Source organism: Johannesbaptistia floridana, from assembly GCF_057440575.1.
Window position 1 is genome coordinate 15,633 of record NZ_JALKVM010000034.1, and the last position, 15,382, is coordinate 31,014.

Consider the following 15,382-nt stretch of genomic DNA (forward strand, 5'->3'; position numbering starts at 1 on the left):
TAGATTTCCTGATAATTATTGTGGGATGATTAAATCATATAATCTTTGTGACAAATTAGCCATAAATAATTACTGTCTTCTTTCCTCCCTTGTTTTATCTTCCTGGTTGGGATGATAGCCAAATTTTTCTTTATTTATCTTTTTTTTCGTAGGCTAATTCTCCCATAATATAAGTCGCCCCAATCGCGCGGTCATCTCCCATAATCACTAGGCTAAATAAAATATCAGCTAATTCTTCGAGGTTAACAGGTTTAGAAGCTTGATTGCGGAAATTCATTAAAGGTGTAGATTTTGGGTCTAAGATTACAAAATCTGCTTCTTTACCAACAGCAAAATTGCCAAGACGATTATCTAAATCTAAAGCTTTAGCACCTCCTAAAGTAGCTAAATAAAGGGCTTGAAAAGAAGTTAATTTTTGTCGTCGCAGTTGCGAGACTTTATAGGCTTCGTTAGCGGTTTGAAGAATTGAAAAGCTAGTTCCGGCCCCCACATCTGTACCCAAACCAACTTTAACAGGATATTCTGTTGATTTTGCCTTTTCTAGCTTGAATAGTCCACTACCTAAAAAAAGATTGGAAGTGGGACAAAAAGCTATTGCTGATTTTGCTTGGGATAATCGTTTCCATTCTTCCTCTGTGAGTTGTACACCATGGGCAAAAACTGAGTGTTCTCCCACTAATCCTGCTTGGTCATAAGTGTCTAAATATCCTTTACATTCAGGAAACAATTCTTTTACCCAGGCTACTTCATCTACATTTTCTGATAAGTGCGTGTGCATATACACATCAGGATATTCTTTTAAAAGTCTTCCGGCCATCTTCAATTGGGCATTAGAAGAAGTAGCAGCGAAACGAGGGGTAACAGCGTAGTGTAATCGCCCTTTTTTGTGCCATTTCTCAATTAATTCTTTAGTTTCTGTATAGGAAGATTCTGGAGTATCTAAGAGAAAATCTGGTGCATTGCGATCCATCATTACTTTACCCGCAATCATGCAAAGATTGCGCTTATAGGCTTCTGCAAAAAAAGCATCGGCTGATTCGGGATATACAGCAGCAAAAACTAGGGCAGTAGTTGTACCATTTTTTAATAATTCATCGAGAAAAAAAGAGGCTACTTTTTGGGCATATTCTCTATCTTTAAATTGACGTTCTGTCGGAAAGGTATATTTACTCAACCACTCCAATAGTTGTTCTCCATAGGCAGCAATCATTTCTGTTTGGGGATAATGAATGTGGGTATCTATAAATCCTGGAACAATCAACTTTTCTGAATAAGAGGTAATAGAAATATTTGAATAACGCTCTTTGAGTTGTTCATAAGGACCAATTTCTTTAATTAGGCCATTTTCTATTACTAACAGTCCATCGGCGATAAATCTCACACAATCTTGTTCAGAAACATAGAAAGGATCATCTAAAAAGTCTACTATGCTGCTACGGAAAGCTTGAATTTTTGTATCATTCATAACTTTTTTCTCCTTGAAAAATATTTAATTAAGTAATTAAACTTTACTGTAATTTATTTCGAGTTAAAGTGATATAATTTAGAGTTAATTAGACAAATTATATTTGATATTGCCGAAAAAATCACCAAAAATTCATGATGAGATCAGAGAATTTTTAAATTGATAAAATGCTTTGAGTAAATCTTGAGCATTAGTAGTAGTGATGACTTGTTGTTGGCGATCGCTAATCTCCACCCAAGAATCCTCAATTTCTTCTAACACTGTCAATAGGTTTTGATTTAGAGAATAACTCTTAGAAACTGCTCTAGTTACAGGATGAGAAGACAACCAGGGCATCAAGTCCCTAAGGGTAGTAATATATAATTCTAATTGAAATCTTTGTGAGGCAAACAAATCACGGACAAAGTAATTAGTTGGTTGAAAAATTAACTCTTGAGAAGTGCCAATTTGCTGTATGGTACCCCTATCCATCACGGAGAGGCGATCGCACAAATTTACTGCTTCAAAAATGTCGTGGGTGACTAAAATCACTGTTTTACCCAAAACACTCTTTAATTGCTTAAATTCCTGTTGAATTTGATGACGAGTAATCCCATCTAAAGCCCCAAATGGTTCATCTAATAGAATCAGAGGTGGATCTGCGGCTAAAGCCCTAGCTAATCCAACCCTCTGTTTTTGACCACCACTCAATTCTTGAGGATAGCGTTGGGCAAATTCATTTGGTGGCAAACCTACCATTTCTAGTAACTCTTGGCTACGTTGGGTAATACGCTTTTCGTTCCACTTTAACAAACGCGGCACCACTGCTATATTTTCTGCCACAGTATAATGAGGAAAAAGACCAGAATTTTGGATTGAGTAACCAATACCTCGACGCAACTTTTCTGGCGGCATTTGTTTTACATCTTGTCCGTTAATAATTACGCGACCTGAAGTCGGTTCAATCAAGCGATTGAGCATTTTAAGGGTAGTGCTTTTACCACAACCACTAGTTCCAACTAAACCGAGAGTTTCTCCTTCTGTTACCTGAAAAGAAACTCTATTGACTGCGGCATATCCCTGATATTTTTTAGTTAACTCAATCGCTTCAATCATTACATTTAAGACTCCAGAAATTAGGATAATTTATTCAGGCAGACCCTAGTTAGTTTTTAGGTTAAGAAATGGCATAATCAGTATAGACTCGGCGATATGGTGGCTGAAAACCTAGTACGATGTCAGAATTGGGCACTCCTAATTCTACTAATTTTTGGGCCATATCAATCTCAGTACCATTGTATTGAAGCCAGATTTTATCATTTTTAATGTCAAAATGAAGTACACAACCATAGATTCTTCTGCCATTTTGCCAACCCACATTAACTACTTGATAGTGATCTCTTTTTAAGTCGAAAATGGCTTGGGATTCAACATCTTGCTCTGAACGGCGATCGCTATAATCTTCAAGAAGTTGTTGAATAATTTGACGATAATAAGTTAGTTTATCCATTGGGTAATTATCTCCTGTTCTTCTTGATAAACAATTAACTTGACTTGGGATTTTTGAACAACTTTTTCAATAAAATTCAGGCTAAAAAACTCACGATAAATAGGATCAGGAACAGCTAAATTTTAATATAGCTTACAGCACAATGATTCAGTGCCTTGGTTATTTGCTATACTAGTCAAGACATTTATACGGCTGTTTTATTGATTACTTATATCAAAATGATGCTATTGTGGTGCAGTTCGATAATATATCGAGTTTTACCCGATCAATGTATCAGAACAACTATACTCTATCAGGTTTCAACCTTGCTCCTGCTAATAACTTTAAAATGAAGATAATTGCTCATGAATGAAACAATAAATACCCAAAAATGGATAGAAATTGGTAAAATTGTCGCCCCTCAAGGTTTAAAAGGAGAATTAAGGGTAAAAACCGACAGTGATTTTCCCGAAAGATTTGAAAAACCGGGAATGAGATGGTTACAAAGACATCCTCATCAAACTCCTGAAGCAGTAGAGTTAATTTCAGGATACCGTGTTCCTGGAAAGAATATTTATATAGTTAGATTGGCCAATTCTAGCGATCGCACTACTGCTGAACAATTACGAGGTTGCAGTATACTTGTAAAACAAGAAGATTTACCAGAACTAGATGTTGATGAGTATCATGTATCTAAGTTAATTGATGTAGCTGTTTACCATCAACTTACGGGAGCAAAAATCGGCCTGGTATCGGCAGTTTTATTTGCAGGTAATGACTTACTAGAAGTTACCTTAGATTCAGAGTTGGGAGAAGAAGAAGGGAAAAAATCTAAAGTTTTAATACCCTTTGTTAAAGAAATCGTGCCTTTAGTAGATTTAACCGCCAAACGTATCGAAATTATTCCCCCAGATGGATTATTAGATTTAAATGTGTAAATAGTAGTCACACCTCTATGATTCTGTGTTAGAAACTGGCAAGGTTATAGTCATAGTAGTTCCGGCGCCCAATTCTGACTCAACGGTAATTTCACCTTTGTGAGTTTCAATAATTTGTTTACACAGATACAAACCGATACCTTTACCACTGCGACGATTTTTTGATTGATAGTACCTTTCAAAGATTAATTTGAGAGAGTCAGGAGATATACCCACTCCTGTATCTTTAATTGCGATCAGAATTTTTTGAGGAGAATCGTTTAAATTAACCTCAATAAAACCGGAATCTGTGTATTTAATGGCATTAGCTATTAAATTAGTAAATAATCGTCTCAATTCTAGTTTGTCTCCCGTGATTTGAGGTAATTGGTTGGGTGAATCAAATTTAATTTCTAGTTTTTTTTCTGTGGCTAAGGGCAAAAGTTGCTTAATTACGGTTGAGATAATATCCCGAATATCTACTTGCTCAAAATTGAGAACTTTTTGACCAATTTCATATTGATAAGTCTCTAGAAGAGTATTCAACATCTCTAGTAAGTTGTCATTATTCTTGATAATTTCTGTTACAGCCTCATCAGTTTCTGCTGTCACTTGACCAAAAGCTTGCTGTTTAATTAAACTTAACATTCTATTAGCCGCAATAATTGGAGTACGCAAATCATGAGTTAAACAGGAAACAAAACTAGCTCTTTGATCTATACTGTTTTTAAGACGAATTAAGGAACGGACCCGCGCCTGTAGTTCATCTATTTCATAAGGTTTACGAAGAAATTCATCAGCACCCGAATCTAACCCTTTAACTACGCTAGAATGTTGATGAGCTGTAATTAATAAAATTGGGATAAAAGGGAGATTGCGCTGGGAACGAATACGCTTAGTAACTTCGTAGCCGTCCATATCCGGCATCATTACATCTAAAAGAATTAAAGATGGTGGCTGCTTATTAATTTCTTCTAAAGCATCATAACCATTATTAACTAAGATAAGCTTATATCCTTGTGGTTCTAGTGTTAACTTCAGCAAGTGTAGGTTGTCTGGATTGTCATCAACTGCCAATATATAGCTATGATTGTTGTGGAGATGTAAAGACATAGAATAAAAGTATTTCTTAAAGGTTTTATTTTGCTAGTGTAGACAAGTTACAACAGCATGGAATGAATTTTATCAATAATTCATAAAAATAATAACATCTGTGAATAACTTACTATATTATAAATTTATCTTAAATCATAAGTTATTTATATTGATCTTACGAGGGATTTCCACTAGAAAAATTGAACCTTTGTTAACTTCACTGATAACAGAAATTTTTCCCTGAAGCATATTGACTAAAGATTTAGTGATTGCTAATCCTAATCCTGTACCTGTATATTTGCGAGTCAAAGATTGATCCACTTGTTCAAAGGCTTGAAAAATTGAGTTGAGTTTTTCTGAGGGGATGCCAATTCCAGTGTCTTTAACGGCGATCGCTATTTTTTCTGCCTCTGGTGAAAATACTTTGACTATCACACTTCCTGATGGTGTAAATTTAATCGCGTTGCTAACTAAGTTAACAATAATTCTTTTCAACAAGCTTTGATCTAGGAAAACTATAGAATCAACAAGTTGATAATCAACCTTGAGATCAATATTTTTTGTCAAAGATAGAGAACGTAGTTCTTCTACAGTGAACTTAACCAACAACTCCAAATTAAACTCTTCATAATTAACGTTAAAGGTTCCTGATTCTAGTTTAGAATAATCAAGAATTTCATTAATCATGGTTAACAAATTTTGACCATTTTTTAAGATCCGCTGAACAATTTCCATTTGTTCAGGAGACAAAGAAGGTTGATTCAACAACAGTTGAGAAAAACCCATAATTGAATTGAGGGGGGTTCTCCATTCATGAGACATATTTGCCAAAAACTGAGATTTTAGCTTATATGCCTTTTGTAGTTGTAGATTTTGAATTTTAATTTGCTCTTTTTGCTTTTGTAGTTCTTGATTACGAATCAAGAGAATTTTATTAGTTTCTTTAATTCTTTGATTAGCTTTTTCTATCTCTAATTCTGCTAGATTAACTTTGATAGCATTAGTAATAGCTTTTTCTAATAAATCTGACGAAACCTTGTTCTTACAAATATAATCTGCCGCTCCTGCCTTCATTATTTCCACGGCAATTGCCTCATCTCCCTGACCAGTTAGAACAATCAGAGGTATTTTGATCCCGAGACTTTTGATCGATCTGATTAATTCTAAACCATTTGAACCAGGCAAGCGATAATCAAGTAATATAACCTCAAACTCTTGTTGATTGAGAGTTTTAATTACTTGATTTCCCGTAGTAACTTCACAAATATCTACAGTTAGTTGGCTTTTTTTTAATTCCCTTTTGATTGCCAGGCGATCTACTTCGTCATCATCTATTAAAAGAATTGCTAATTTATCTTTAAGCATCTAAAGTTAGGGTATTTTTGATAAATTCCAATATTCGTTTAATGTTGTTATGGTTTTGGTGAAGCCTTGAAAATCAATTGGTTTAATCATATAGCCAGCAACATTTAACTCAGAGGCGTTATGTTTATCTTGATCATCGTCAGAAGTTGTAAAAACAATTACTGGTATTGCTTTCAATTCAGGGTCTTTTCTCAATTCTTGCAAAAATTCTATGCCATTCATTTTCGGCATATTAATATCTAAAATAATTAGCAAATTTTTGCTTTTTGAGTTGGGCAAATTCCCATAATTGTTGCGAAGCATCTCTAAAGCTTCTAAACCGTTAGAGACTACATAAAGAGAGTGCTCAATTTTATTTTTTCTAAATGTCCTTTTGACATTTAAAACATCTACTTCATCATCTTCTACAAGTAGAATATTCATAGTTGAAGATTTTGTGAGTGTTTGCATCGAAATTTATTTATTTATTTATTTATACTTGTTATCAGAGCTATCTTAATAATCTTTAGTATATCTAAAAAAATATCAAATTATACTCTATACAAAGGTAGATATTACATAAGAAATGTAACTAACTAATTATTTTGGCCAAGTAAACCAAAAAGTAGTCCCCTCCCCTAGTTGAGACTTAACTGAAATTGTACCTCCTTGACTTTCTACAGCTTTTTTAACCACTGCTAAACCAATTCCTGTACTTTCTTTTATATCACGAGATTCTAGAGTTTGAAAAATCTGAAATATTTTTTGATGATATCTTGGTTCAATTCCTACTCCATCATCACTAACAAAGAACTTATAATATTGTTCCTGTTGAGCCATGGAAATTTTGACGTTACCATCCTTACGGTTATGATGTTTAACACCATTGATAATTAAGTTACTAAATACTTGCTCAAGAGGTGTACGGTACGTGTACAACTTAGGCATTTCTCCAATGATTTCAACTGTAAACTCCGGGGGAATCTCTATAGAACTAATAATCTCTGTCAATAGTTCTTCTAGGAGGATATCTTCTTTTTGAGAGTTTACCCGACCTACACGGGAATAAGATAATAAACCATTTATTAAATTTTCAAGACGATTAACTCTTCCTCTTAACAATTGTAAGTTATATCGGTTTTCCTCGTCAAGTTTTTCTTCTAAATCTTCTTCAATCCAACTGGCGAGATTAGCGATCCCTCGCAGAGGGGCTTTGAGATCATGAGAAGCCACATAGGCAAATTGATTTAACTCTTGGTTACGTTTTTCTAGTTCTTCAGTACGTTGTTTAACTTTTTGCTCTAACTGATGATTCAATATATTTAAAGCTTGTTCTGCTTGTTTTTGTTCGTCTATATTTTCAACTAAAGCTATGAAGTAAAGAGGGTGCTTCTGTTCATTTCTTAGTAAAGATACACTAATTTTTACCCAAAATATATATCCTTGTTTATGGATGTAGCGTTTTTCTAAATGAAAATAGGAAATTTCTCCAGATAGCAACTGTTCTACATGCTCCAAGTCTAGTTTCAAATCTTTTGGATAAGTAATCGCTTGAAAATTCGTAGCTTGTAATTCTGGTATTGTATAGCCTGTCATTTCTGCCAATGTAGGGTTTACTTCTAACCATTTGCCCTCTAAATCGACAATAGCCATCCCTACACTGGCGTGAATAAATATTTGCTGAAATCGTTTTTGACTTTCGTGCAAATCCCGTTCCATTTTTTTGAGATGGCTAATATCCCGCATCACTACTACTGCTCCTAATTTTTGACCATCTGGAGTTAAAATTGGGTCTCCGTTAACTAAAAAATCGTGCAAATTTCCCTGTTGAGAAATTGCTGTTACCTCTGCATTAACCAGGGACTCTCCCATTAATGCTCTGTATAGAGGTATTTCTTCTAGATTCATTAGCTTTTTCTCTGAGTTATAGAGGTCGTAGTGATTAGCCCACTTTTCGGGGGAGACATCTAAATTAGGAACACCATGGATTTTTTCGGCGGCGCGATTAAATAATTTTAGCTTTCCTTGACTATCACAGGTCACAATGCAATCAGAAACATTGTTTAACAATGTTTTGACAAATTGTTGTTCTTTTAACAATTCTTCTGTTATTTGCTGTAGTTTTAAATTACTATTTTTGATTTCATTTATAGAGGGAAAGCTCAAAATCGCAGGAATACTTACATACAAAATAAACCCTGTCAAAATAGAGACAATTGCCGTTATCGCTTTTATGGCACCAGCAATCCAATAATCTGGATGCCACAATGTCCAAATATCGAAAAGATGACCAAGACCACAAAAGATGATAAAACTTGCAAATAGCCAATATATCTCATTAAAAGGTGTGTCTGATCGCTTATAGAGAACATAGCTTAAATTAATGGGAATAGAAAAATAAGCTAAGGCTATCAAACCATTGCTAATCGAATGTAACCCTACTAAACCTGGTTTCCATAGATAACAAGCGCCGTGGGGCATTAACGAGAGGATTGAAAAACTATCTTGGGAGTAAATCAATAACATTTATATTTCAAGTAAGACAAAAACCTATTTATAGGTCTATAACAGTGTCAATTCAAAGGTTTCAAGTCAAAGTAAATCCTTTTATATTAATTTACTTTCTCTCTCACCTAGTTAAAGTTGATATTTATTCTAAAACATCTATCTGAGGTAGGATTTTAAACTAATATTAACTCTCAATCTAGAGTTAGATGAAATTGAACAGATAAATTTACATAATCTTTAAAGATTACTCAACAAAAAGACATAGAATAAATATATCTAGATATTATGAAAAGGAATGTTAATTAATCGATATGGATAAAATCACTATAGTTTTAATAGAAGACCATGACTTGAGTAGAATAGGTCTCTGTGCAGCCCTCAAGCAATATTCAGATTTAGAAGTAGTTGACAGCGCCGCTAATGGCAGGGAAGGAATTAATAAAATTAACCAGCATCAACCTAATATAGCTTTGGTTGATATCGGCTTACCTGATATAGATGGGATTGAAGTAACTCAAAAAATCAAATCAATGTCAAAAGATTCGGCGTCAAAAGATTCAGTAACTAAGGTAATGATTCTGAGTATGCACGATAGCGAAGAATCAGTGATGGCAGCTTTCGCAGCAGGTGCCGACTCCTACAGTTTAAAAAATGTGGATATGGATGATTTAGTCAACGCTATTTATCAAACTTACCAAGGTAACTCTTGGATAGACCCGGCGATCGCTCAAATCGTACTCAAACAAGCTAAAAACAAGCAACAGGCAAAGCAAAATTCTTCCGGGCAATCTGTTGACACAGCAAATACCGCCACTCAGTCAATCAATACCTTAGACCCCACTTATCAGCAAGTTTTAGAAAGCTATCCTCTTACAGACCGCGAGTTGGAGGTTTTAGAATTGATAGTATCAGGATGTAGTAATGCTGATATTGCCGAAAAACTATTTATCACTGTAGGCACCGTTAAAACACACGTTTGTCATATTCTCAACAAACTCTGTGCTGATGATCGCACTCAGGCAGCAGTTAGAGCCTTACGCGCAGGTTTAGTTAAATAGTTTAATTTAGTCAAGATTGAGCCAAATTTATGGTTAAATCTTCTAAATATTTTTGAATATGTGATATGATAATAACAAATAAAAAGTTAGCTCAAGTAAATTTATTCCTTAATTAAGCAAGAAGTCTTGACCTAGCAAAAAGAATTTGAGCCAATCTTACTGAGAATACCCAGTTATCCTTTTAGAGAATGCTTCATACTCGCATCTACTCTAATAAATAAGTATGGATCAAAACAGCAATATTACTTACTACCCAAATAAATCTGACTCTAAACCTTTAGTATTAGTAGCTGATGATGATGAGGACAATCTCTCACTAGTTAGTTATACCTTACAGTTTTTAAATGTAAATCATATTAAGGTTTTACACAGTAGCAATTTATATTCTATCGCCAATAAATATTTACCTGATTTAATTTTGCTAGATATTGTCATGCCAGAAATAAACGGTATAGACTTAGCTTATCAGCTTAAGCAAAATGAACGAACTGCTAAAATTCCCTTAATAGCAGTTACAGGTTTGGTGCAAAATGAATATCATCATTTGATCAAGAAAGCAGGTTTTAATAGTTATTTAACTAAACCTTTTTTAATCAATGATTTAGAAAAAATAATCATCAAACATTTAAGCATAGCCTGCTGAAAAATTTAGCAGCAAAATAAGACAGGAAAAATAATAACCTTCCCCAGCTACTACTTGTTACTACGAATTTCAGGCATACTATCTAAGATGATGATTATACCCGTTCTAGCGGTTTTCAAGGTTGCGTCTGTAAGAATATCAATGACTTTAACACCAGTGACTTCTTTGATGAGTTCTTGAAGTTCTGATTTAAGGCTGAAATCAAGATTATCCCGAACTTCCTTGGCTAATTTTGTTTGACCCTGCTCAATTAAAATTTTTTCAGTATTGCTAATAGATTCTTCTATGATTATGACTATTTTTTTTCTAAAATTTGAGAAATTATTTTAGAAGGATTTTGTTGCAATTTTTGTCGGTAAAATGCGTAGATTTTTTGTGATAACTCACGTTCTAACTGTCCCCGAGTTGGTAATTCTTGGTTTGACATCTTAATAATTGATTCCTGTTAAGAATTTTAGATGATTATTTTTAAGTTAAAAGAGCAAGTTAAAAACAACAATGTAATTAACTACAGTTGATTTTATTTAAATATAATATCATAAAAACACTATAGCTTTTGTTATTTAGACCTCAGGTATCGAAATTATCAAAGAAAGAAGGAGTGAGGCCGTCTACAGGAATTCGGAATTGGGAAAAAATACCTACGCCTGATTTTATCCTTGAACGCACCCCATCCAAATCGAAGATTATGGATGGGGATTCATTCGCATCAAGAAGCATACAAACTTCTCAATGTCCCCAGAGTTACAGGCGTTCGCTGTGTGCCGGAAGAACTTTTGCTTTCGTACACCCTAGAAAAATATTGATCACGGGGCTTACAAGCCTTGGAGGAAACCTCCAAGGACAGCCCCTCACCAATTAAGACAGAATACCAATACCTAGCCCCGATATTATATGAAGCGGATAAATCGGCATTATACTGTTTACCAGAGGGGAAAACACACAAAGAATAATTCTTTTTATCCCTTTTAACTTTCCCACTTCCATCAAAGGCATAGGCACTGGTATATTTAGGGTTAATTGTTTGCACATTTCCCCCTAACTCTGTCCATCGGTTACTTAAAATCTCGACAATTTTTTGATGACACCATAAATGAAACTTCTGTCTCATTAAAGTGCCTTTCTTTCCTGCCTTAGCTTTCCATCCTGCTAAGTTTTCGATGACAATTACTTTAACCTTATGAAGTTGAGCAAACTCAATAATTTGCCTAGCTACTTTACGAGAAATCTCTAAATTTATTTGACTAGATTTACGGTAAAGTCCTCGACAAAAGCCTTGAGACAATTTTTCTCCGGTCTTGTGATGAGTTTGTTTTGATTTTTTGGCTATAATTAATCTGCGCTTGTTACGACGGTCTATGTCTCTAGCCGGATTAATAAATTTCCGAGCCTTTACAGTACCGTCTCGTCCAATAATGGCACAAGTTGCTGCATTATTAATCCCTAAATCTACGGAACAAACATAATCTGAATCCTCCTTTTTTATTGGTTTAACTTTTACTGGCATCGACAACTGGCAACTTTTTCGATTGACAACTAAGGCTGGTGATTTCAACTCATTTCCTACTGTTAAGTGTCGATTCAATCCATGCCGTTTAATGGGAATATCAGTTAACCAAACCCAATCTGAACCACCCCAAACTTTAAGGTCAGCACTTTGATAATTCTCGTTGTACTTTATCTGTTGACCTTTATATAAAGCAGGATAGGCGCGACACATTGCTGTCAAACTAGGCGGTCGAACAAACTTATGTTTTCTCGCCCCTGATTGCCATTCTCTGTAACGAGTTTGAAAACTTGATACTATTCCCAATGCTTCAGCAATTGCTGCTCTTCGTAAATAACTAGGGAACTTGCGAAATGATGGATATTTAGCAATAACTTTTTGATAATAACGATACTTAGGATTGGGATTTTCCTTAGTAATATGAATGGCTTTTTCTATCCAATTTACCCTTTCTTTATCGGTCAAGGTGATGAGATGAGTCCAATGAGCATTAACAATAATTACCAAAGGAAATAAAAATTTTCTATATTCGGTAATTGTCAACTGCATTAGTTTCTTTTGCACTGATGTTGCTTTTAACTTCCAGACATCAGTACGAATTAAAGTATCTCCTTTGGCTTTTTTATTTTTAGTTCTTTTTTTAGCTTGTGGACGACTCATCTCTAGCAAAAAGCTTATTGACTATACATTAGTCTAGCAACTAAACTGAAATTGGTCAATTAGTTACTTGTTTAATTAGTCAAATGAAACTTCCCCTCAAGACCCGCAGTAATAGCGCATTTCGCCTAATTTACCATTTAGTATTAGTGACTAAGTTCCGTCGAAAATCCCTTAATGCAGATATTCTTGAAAGAATGAATTTAATCTTAAGAGAACTTTTCGCCAAATGGGAATGTGATTTTATTGAATTTGGAGGGGAAGCCGACCATATTCACATCTTATTTGAAACTCATCCTTCTGTTGAACTTTCTAAATTAGTTAATAATATAAAAACGGTAACTTCTCGTCGTTTGCGTTCGGAATACCAAGAACATTTATCTCAATTTTATTGGGGGTCTAAACCTCAATTTTGGTCTAGTAGTTATGCTCTTATTACTGTCGGTACACCTGCTCCTTTAGATCGTCTTATTGAGTATGTACAGAACCAAGAACAACCAGAAGGATAATGTGCTGCGCCTTTATTTATTGGTTTCGCTAACCCCATCTAAATCAGATAGATTTTAGATGGGGACTGCGCTCAACATTTCTGTTCAAAAATACAGGAGAAAATGTAATCTATAAGTAACTTTAGTTAAATAAAGGAACCGATAATAACACCGAAAAAAGCTATTGTTCCCAAAACAGCCAAAAAATACGCCACAATTAAAGTAGGTGATTTTCTAGATTGATATAACAAATCATTACGTTGAATTTTTCTCAGTTGATAACGATAATCAAGGGCTGCTGCTAACATGGCAAAAGTTCCCAAAGCAATAAAAGAAACTCCTAAAATACGAGATAGCCGCACTGTGTTAATAGCACCACCGAACTCTTGAGCGAGAATAGAAACAATGCTATCAATACCAAAGCCAAAACTAATTAAAGTCAAAGAAGTACGAATCCAAGCCATTAAAGTTCTTTCTTCAGCGGCTCTATTACGCTCTTTGGCAAGCTCCGTTCCAGGATTAAAATTTGTCATCTAGTAAAATTAAAATAAAAGTGTTCAAGTCTTATTTTAATCTTAACTTTGAATACCCAGGAAAATAATTAATATACCGACTAAACCAAAAATAACAATACTAGAGCTGACAAACAGGTTTAGGCGATTACTAGGACTTAAAAAATAGTCATCTCGTCTAAGATAACTAGTATGAAGATAATGTTGAATAATAACCGTTATTAATAATATAATCCCAAAAGCAATTAATAATAAACTAATCAGATAAGCTAACTCTATAGTTATTAAAGGATTATTACCTGGAAACTTTTGCTCTAAAGCTGTAACAATTTGCTCAATCCCAAAACCAATACCAATTAAAGAAACACAGTTTTGAATCCAAGAAGCCATGGTACGCTCTGCGGCAGCGCGATTGCGTTCTTTAGCTAATTCATTGGTTTGACCAGTAATTTTTTTATGAGAAGATGGGTTCATTTTTATAGCGCTTTCCCCATAATAGTAAAAGAGCCGTATTTCACAGAAGTTTTCTTAAAATGGAAACAAAGATACTCAATGCAATAATAATTAAGATAATAGCAACAATTATCCCTAGGGACATACGCGGTTGATAAGAGTATTCAGTTTGTTGTAGGCGTTTGATTTCTCCCTGATAATCTAAAGCTGCGGTAATTATTGATATGGTACCTAGGGCTATAAATAAGGGACTTAAAATTTCAACTAAAATTAATGTGGTTGCTGGTTCAATTCCTAAACCCGAATAAAGTTTTGTGATGCTTCTTTCTATTAAAAAACCAATCCCAATCAAAGATATAGTGATTCTAATCCATGCTAAAAGGGTGCGATCAGCAGCAATCCGATTCCGCTCTTTAGCCAATTCTATTTGGTAATCGGGCAATTCATTGGATTTATTATTTGATTGTGACATTCAATTTTTTCCAAGCAATTTAACTTGTTTTTAGTGATGGCGACTGTTATAAATTATCCTATCAAATCATTTATCTTTTATAGGGTATAGGGAACTCACGAACAGTGAGGAAAGTGTAACGAAAAATACAATTTACCCCATAATGTCGAGAGAGTCAGTTTCAGAAGTTTTTTTAGCTAAATTATATCATTTCCCTAAAAAAATGCGATAAATATAAAAAAAGGTTTTTTGGTTCAAAAAAGTAAGTATAAATACTTTAAAAACTTATTACTTCAAGACTTCAAGACTTCAAGACTTATTACTTCAAAACTTCAAAACTTCTTACTTCAAAACTCATTACTTATTACTCATTACTCAAAAGGGCGATCGCCGCAGTTTCAAGGCTTATTTCTATTTTTTATTAATAATTTTTGTCTTTGTCTTCTTGAGATGTTTCATTATCAAAAGATACTGATTTTATTTCTGTTTCTGGTATTTCTCTCAATTGAGTCTCAGAGATAGTATCGGTTGCTGGTGTTTCTGTTACTGGAGTTTCAGAGATAGTATCGGTTGCTGGTGTTTCTGTTACTGGAGTTTCAGAGATAGTATCTGTTGCTGGTGTTTCTGTGACTGGAGTCTCAGATATAGTATCGGTTTCTGGTATTTCTCTGGCTTGAGTCTCAGAGATAGTATCGGTTTCTGGTGTTTCTGTTACTGGAGTTTCAGAGATAGTATCTGTTGCTGGTGTTGCTGTTACTGGGGTTTCAGAGATAGTATCTGTTGCTGGTGTTGCTGTTACTGGGGTTTCAGAGATAG

The 15,382-nt window shown here is 34.4% G+C and carries 15 protein-coding genes and 3 pseudogenes; 4 read left to right on the forward strand and 14 right to left on the reverse strand.

Annotated elements, in window-relative coordinates:
• Positions 1 to 130: 130 nt before the first annotated feature.
• The 4 genes and pseudogenes from guaD to MW688_RS02475 all read right to left on the reverse strand — a co-directional run.
• Positions 131 to 1,465: a guanine deaminase gene (gene guaD / locus MW688_RS02460; RefSeq protein WP_486734328.1), complete on the reverse strand. Its 1,335-nt coding sequence runs from the start codon at positions 1,463 to 1,465 to the stop codon at positions 131 to 133.
• Positions 1,466 to 1,597: 132 nt separating this feature from the next.
• Complete coding sequence (locus MW688_RS02465; RefSeq protein WP_486734329.1) at positions 1,598 to 2,560, reverse strand: ABC transporter ATP-binding protein; 963 nt, start codon at positions 2,558 to 2,560, stop codon at positions 1,598 to 1,600.
• A 61-nt stretch (positions 2,561 to 2,621) separates the two neighbouring features.
• The gene (locus MW688_RS02470) at positions 2,622 to 2,954 is read right to left on the reverse strand and encodes an element excision factor XisI family protein (protein WP_486734330.1); all 333 of its coding nucleotides are present in this window, start codon (positions 2,952 to 2,954) and stop codon (positions 2,622 to 2,624) included.
• Positions 2,942 to 3,061 (reverse strand): annotated as a pseudogene (locus MW688_RS02475) (element excision factor XisH family protein); the annotation flags it as partial. The gene MW688_RS02470 and the pseudogene MW688_RS02475, both read right to left, overlap by 13 nt.
• Before the next feature lie 237 nt (positions 3,062 to 3,298).
• Here MW688_RS02475 and rimM point away from each other — a divergent pair.
• Positions 3,299 to 3,871 carry a ribosome maturation factor RimM gene (rimM, locus tag MW688_RS02480; protein WP_486734331.1) on the forward strand — a complete coding sequence of 191 codons (573 nt, stop codon included), beginning with the start codon at positions 3,299 to 3,301 and terminating at the stop codon, positions 3,869 to 3,871.
• Positions 3,872 to 3,886: 15 nt separating this feature from the next.
• Here rimM and MW688_RS02485 read toward each other — a convergent pair whose 3' ends face one another.
• From MW688_RS02485 to MW688_RS02500, 4 genes are all read right to left on the reverse strand, one after another.
• Positions 3,887 to 4,963, reverse strand: a complete 1,077-nt coding sequence (locus tag MW688_RS02485) for a hybrid sensor histidine kinase/response regulator (RefSeq protein WP_486734332.1) — start codon at positions 4,961 to 4,963, stop codon at positions 3,887 to 3,889.
• Between the two features lie 135 nt (positions 4,964 to 5,098).
• Positions 5,099 to 6,310 (reverse strand): sensor histidine kinase, encoded by a 1,212-nt coding sequence (locus MW688_RS02490; protein WP_486734333.1) that lies wholly within the window; start codon positions 6,308 to 6,310, stop codon positions 5,099 to 5,101.
• A 6-nt stretch (positions 6,311 to 6,316) separates the two neighbouring features.
• The gene (locus tag MW688_RS02495; RefSeq protein WP_486734334.1) at positions 6,317 to 6,733 is read right to left on the reverse strand and encodes a response regulator; all 417 of its coding nucleotides are present in this window, start codon (positions 6,731 to 6,733) and stop codon (positions 6,317 to 6,319) included.
• Positions 6,734 to 6,889: 156 nt separating this feature from the next.
• Positions 6,890 to 8,815: a sensor histidine kinase gene (locus MW688_RS02500; RefSeq protein WP_486734335.1), complete on the reverse strand. Its 1,926-nt coding sequence runs from the start codon at positions 8,813 to 8,815 to the stop codon at positions 6,890 to 6,892.
• Between the two features lie 293 nt (positions 8,816 to 9,108).
• Between MW688_RS02500 and MW688_RS02505 the strand changes: the two genes are divergently transcribed.
• Both MW688_RS02505 and MW688_RS02510 read left to right on the forward strand, forming a co-directional pair.
• Complete coding sequence (locus tag MW688_RS02505) at positions 9,109 to 9,855, forward strand: response regulator (RefSeq protein WP_486734336.1); 747 nt, start codon at positions 9,109 to 9,111, stop codon at positions 9,853 to 9,855.
• A gap of 223 nt (positions 9,856 to 10,078) precedes the next feature.
• The gene (locus tag MW688_RS02510) at positions 10,079 to 10,498 is read left to right on the forward strand and encodes a response regulator (RefSeq protein ID WP_486734337.1); all 420 of its coding nucleotides are present in this window, start codon (positions 10,079 to 10,081) and stop codon (positions 10,496 to 10,498) included.
• A 50-nt stretch (positions 10,499 to 10,548) separates the two neighbouring features.
• On the opposite strand, the pseudogene MW688_RS02515 reads toward MW688_RS02510, so the two are convergent.
• Positions 10,549 to 10,925, reverse strand: a pseudogene (locus tag MW688_RS02515) (Na-translocating system protein MpsC family protein).
• 282 nt (positions 10,926 to 11,207) lie between these two features.
• Positions 11,208 to 12,665 (reverse strand): IS200/IS605 family accessory protein TnpB-related protein, encoded by a 1,458-nt coding sequence (locus MW688_RS02520; protein ID WP_486734338.1) that lies wholly within the window; start codon positions 12,663 to 12,665, stop codon positions 11,208 to 11,210.
• A gap of 83 nt (positions 12,666 to 12,748) precedes the next feature.
• Between MW688_RS02520 and tnpA the strand changes: the two genes are divergently transcribed.
• On the forward strand, positions 12,749 to 13,171 hold the full coding sequence (gene tnpA / locus MW688_RS02525) for an IS200/IS605 family transposase (RefSeq protein WP_486734339.1): 423 nt from the start codon (positions 12,749 to 12,751) through the stop codon (positions 13,169 to 13,171).
• 125 nt (positions 13,172 to 13,296) lie between these two features.
• On the opposite strand, the gene MW688_RS02530 is transcribed toward tnpA, so the two are convergent.
• The 4 genes and pseudogenes from MW688_RS02530 to MW688_RS02545 all read right to left on the reverse strand — a co-directional run.
• Positions 13,297 to 13,683: a YidH family protein gene (locus MW688_RS02530; RefSeq protein ID WP_486734340.1), complete on the reverse strand. Its 387-nt coding sequence runs from the start codon at positions 13,681 to 13,683 to the stop codon at positions 13,297 to 13,299.
• A 42-nt stretch (positions 13,684 to 13,725) separates the two neighbouring features.
• Positions 13,726 to 14,136 (reverse strand): YidH family protein, encoded by a 411-nt coding sequence (locus MW688_RS02535; RefSeq protein WP_486734341.1) that lies wholly within the window; start codon positions 14,134 to 14,136, stop codon positions 13,726 to 13,728.
• 40 nt (positions 14,137 to 14,176) lie between these two features.
• The gene (locus tag MW688_RS02540; RefSeq protein WP_486734342.1) at positions 14,177 to 14,587 is read right to left on the reverse strand and encodes a YidH family protein; all 411 of its coding nucleotides are present in this window, start codon (positions 14,585 to 14,587) and stop codon (positions 14,177 to 14,179) included.
• Positions 14,588 to 14,987: 400 nt separating this feature from the next.
• A pseudogene (locus MW688_RS02545) lies at positions 14,988 to 15,382 on the reverse strand (hypothetical protein); the annotation flags it as partial.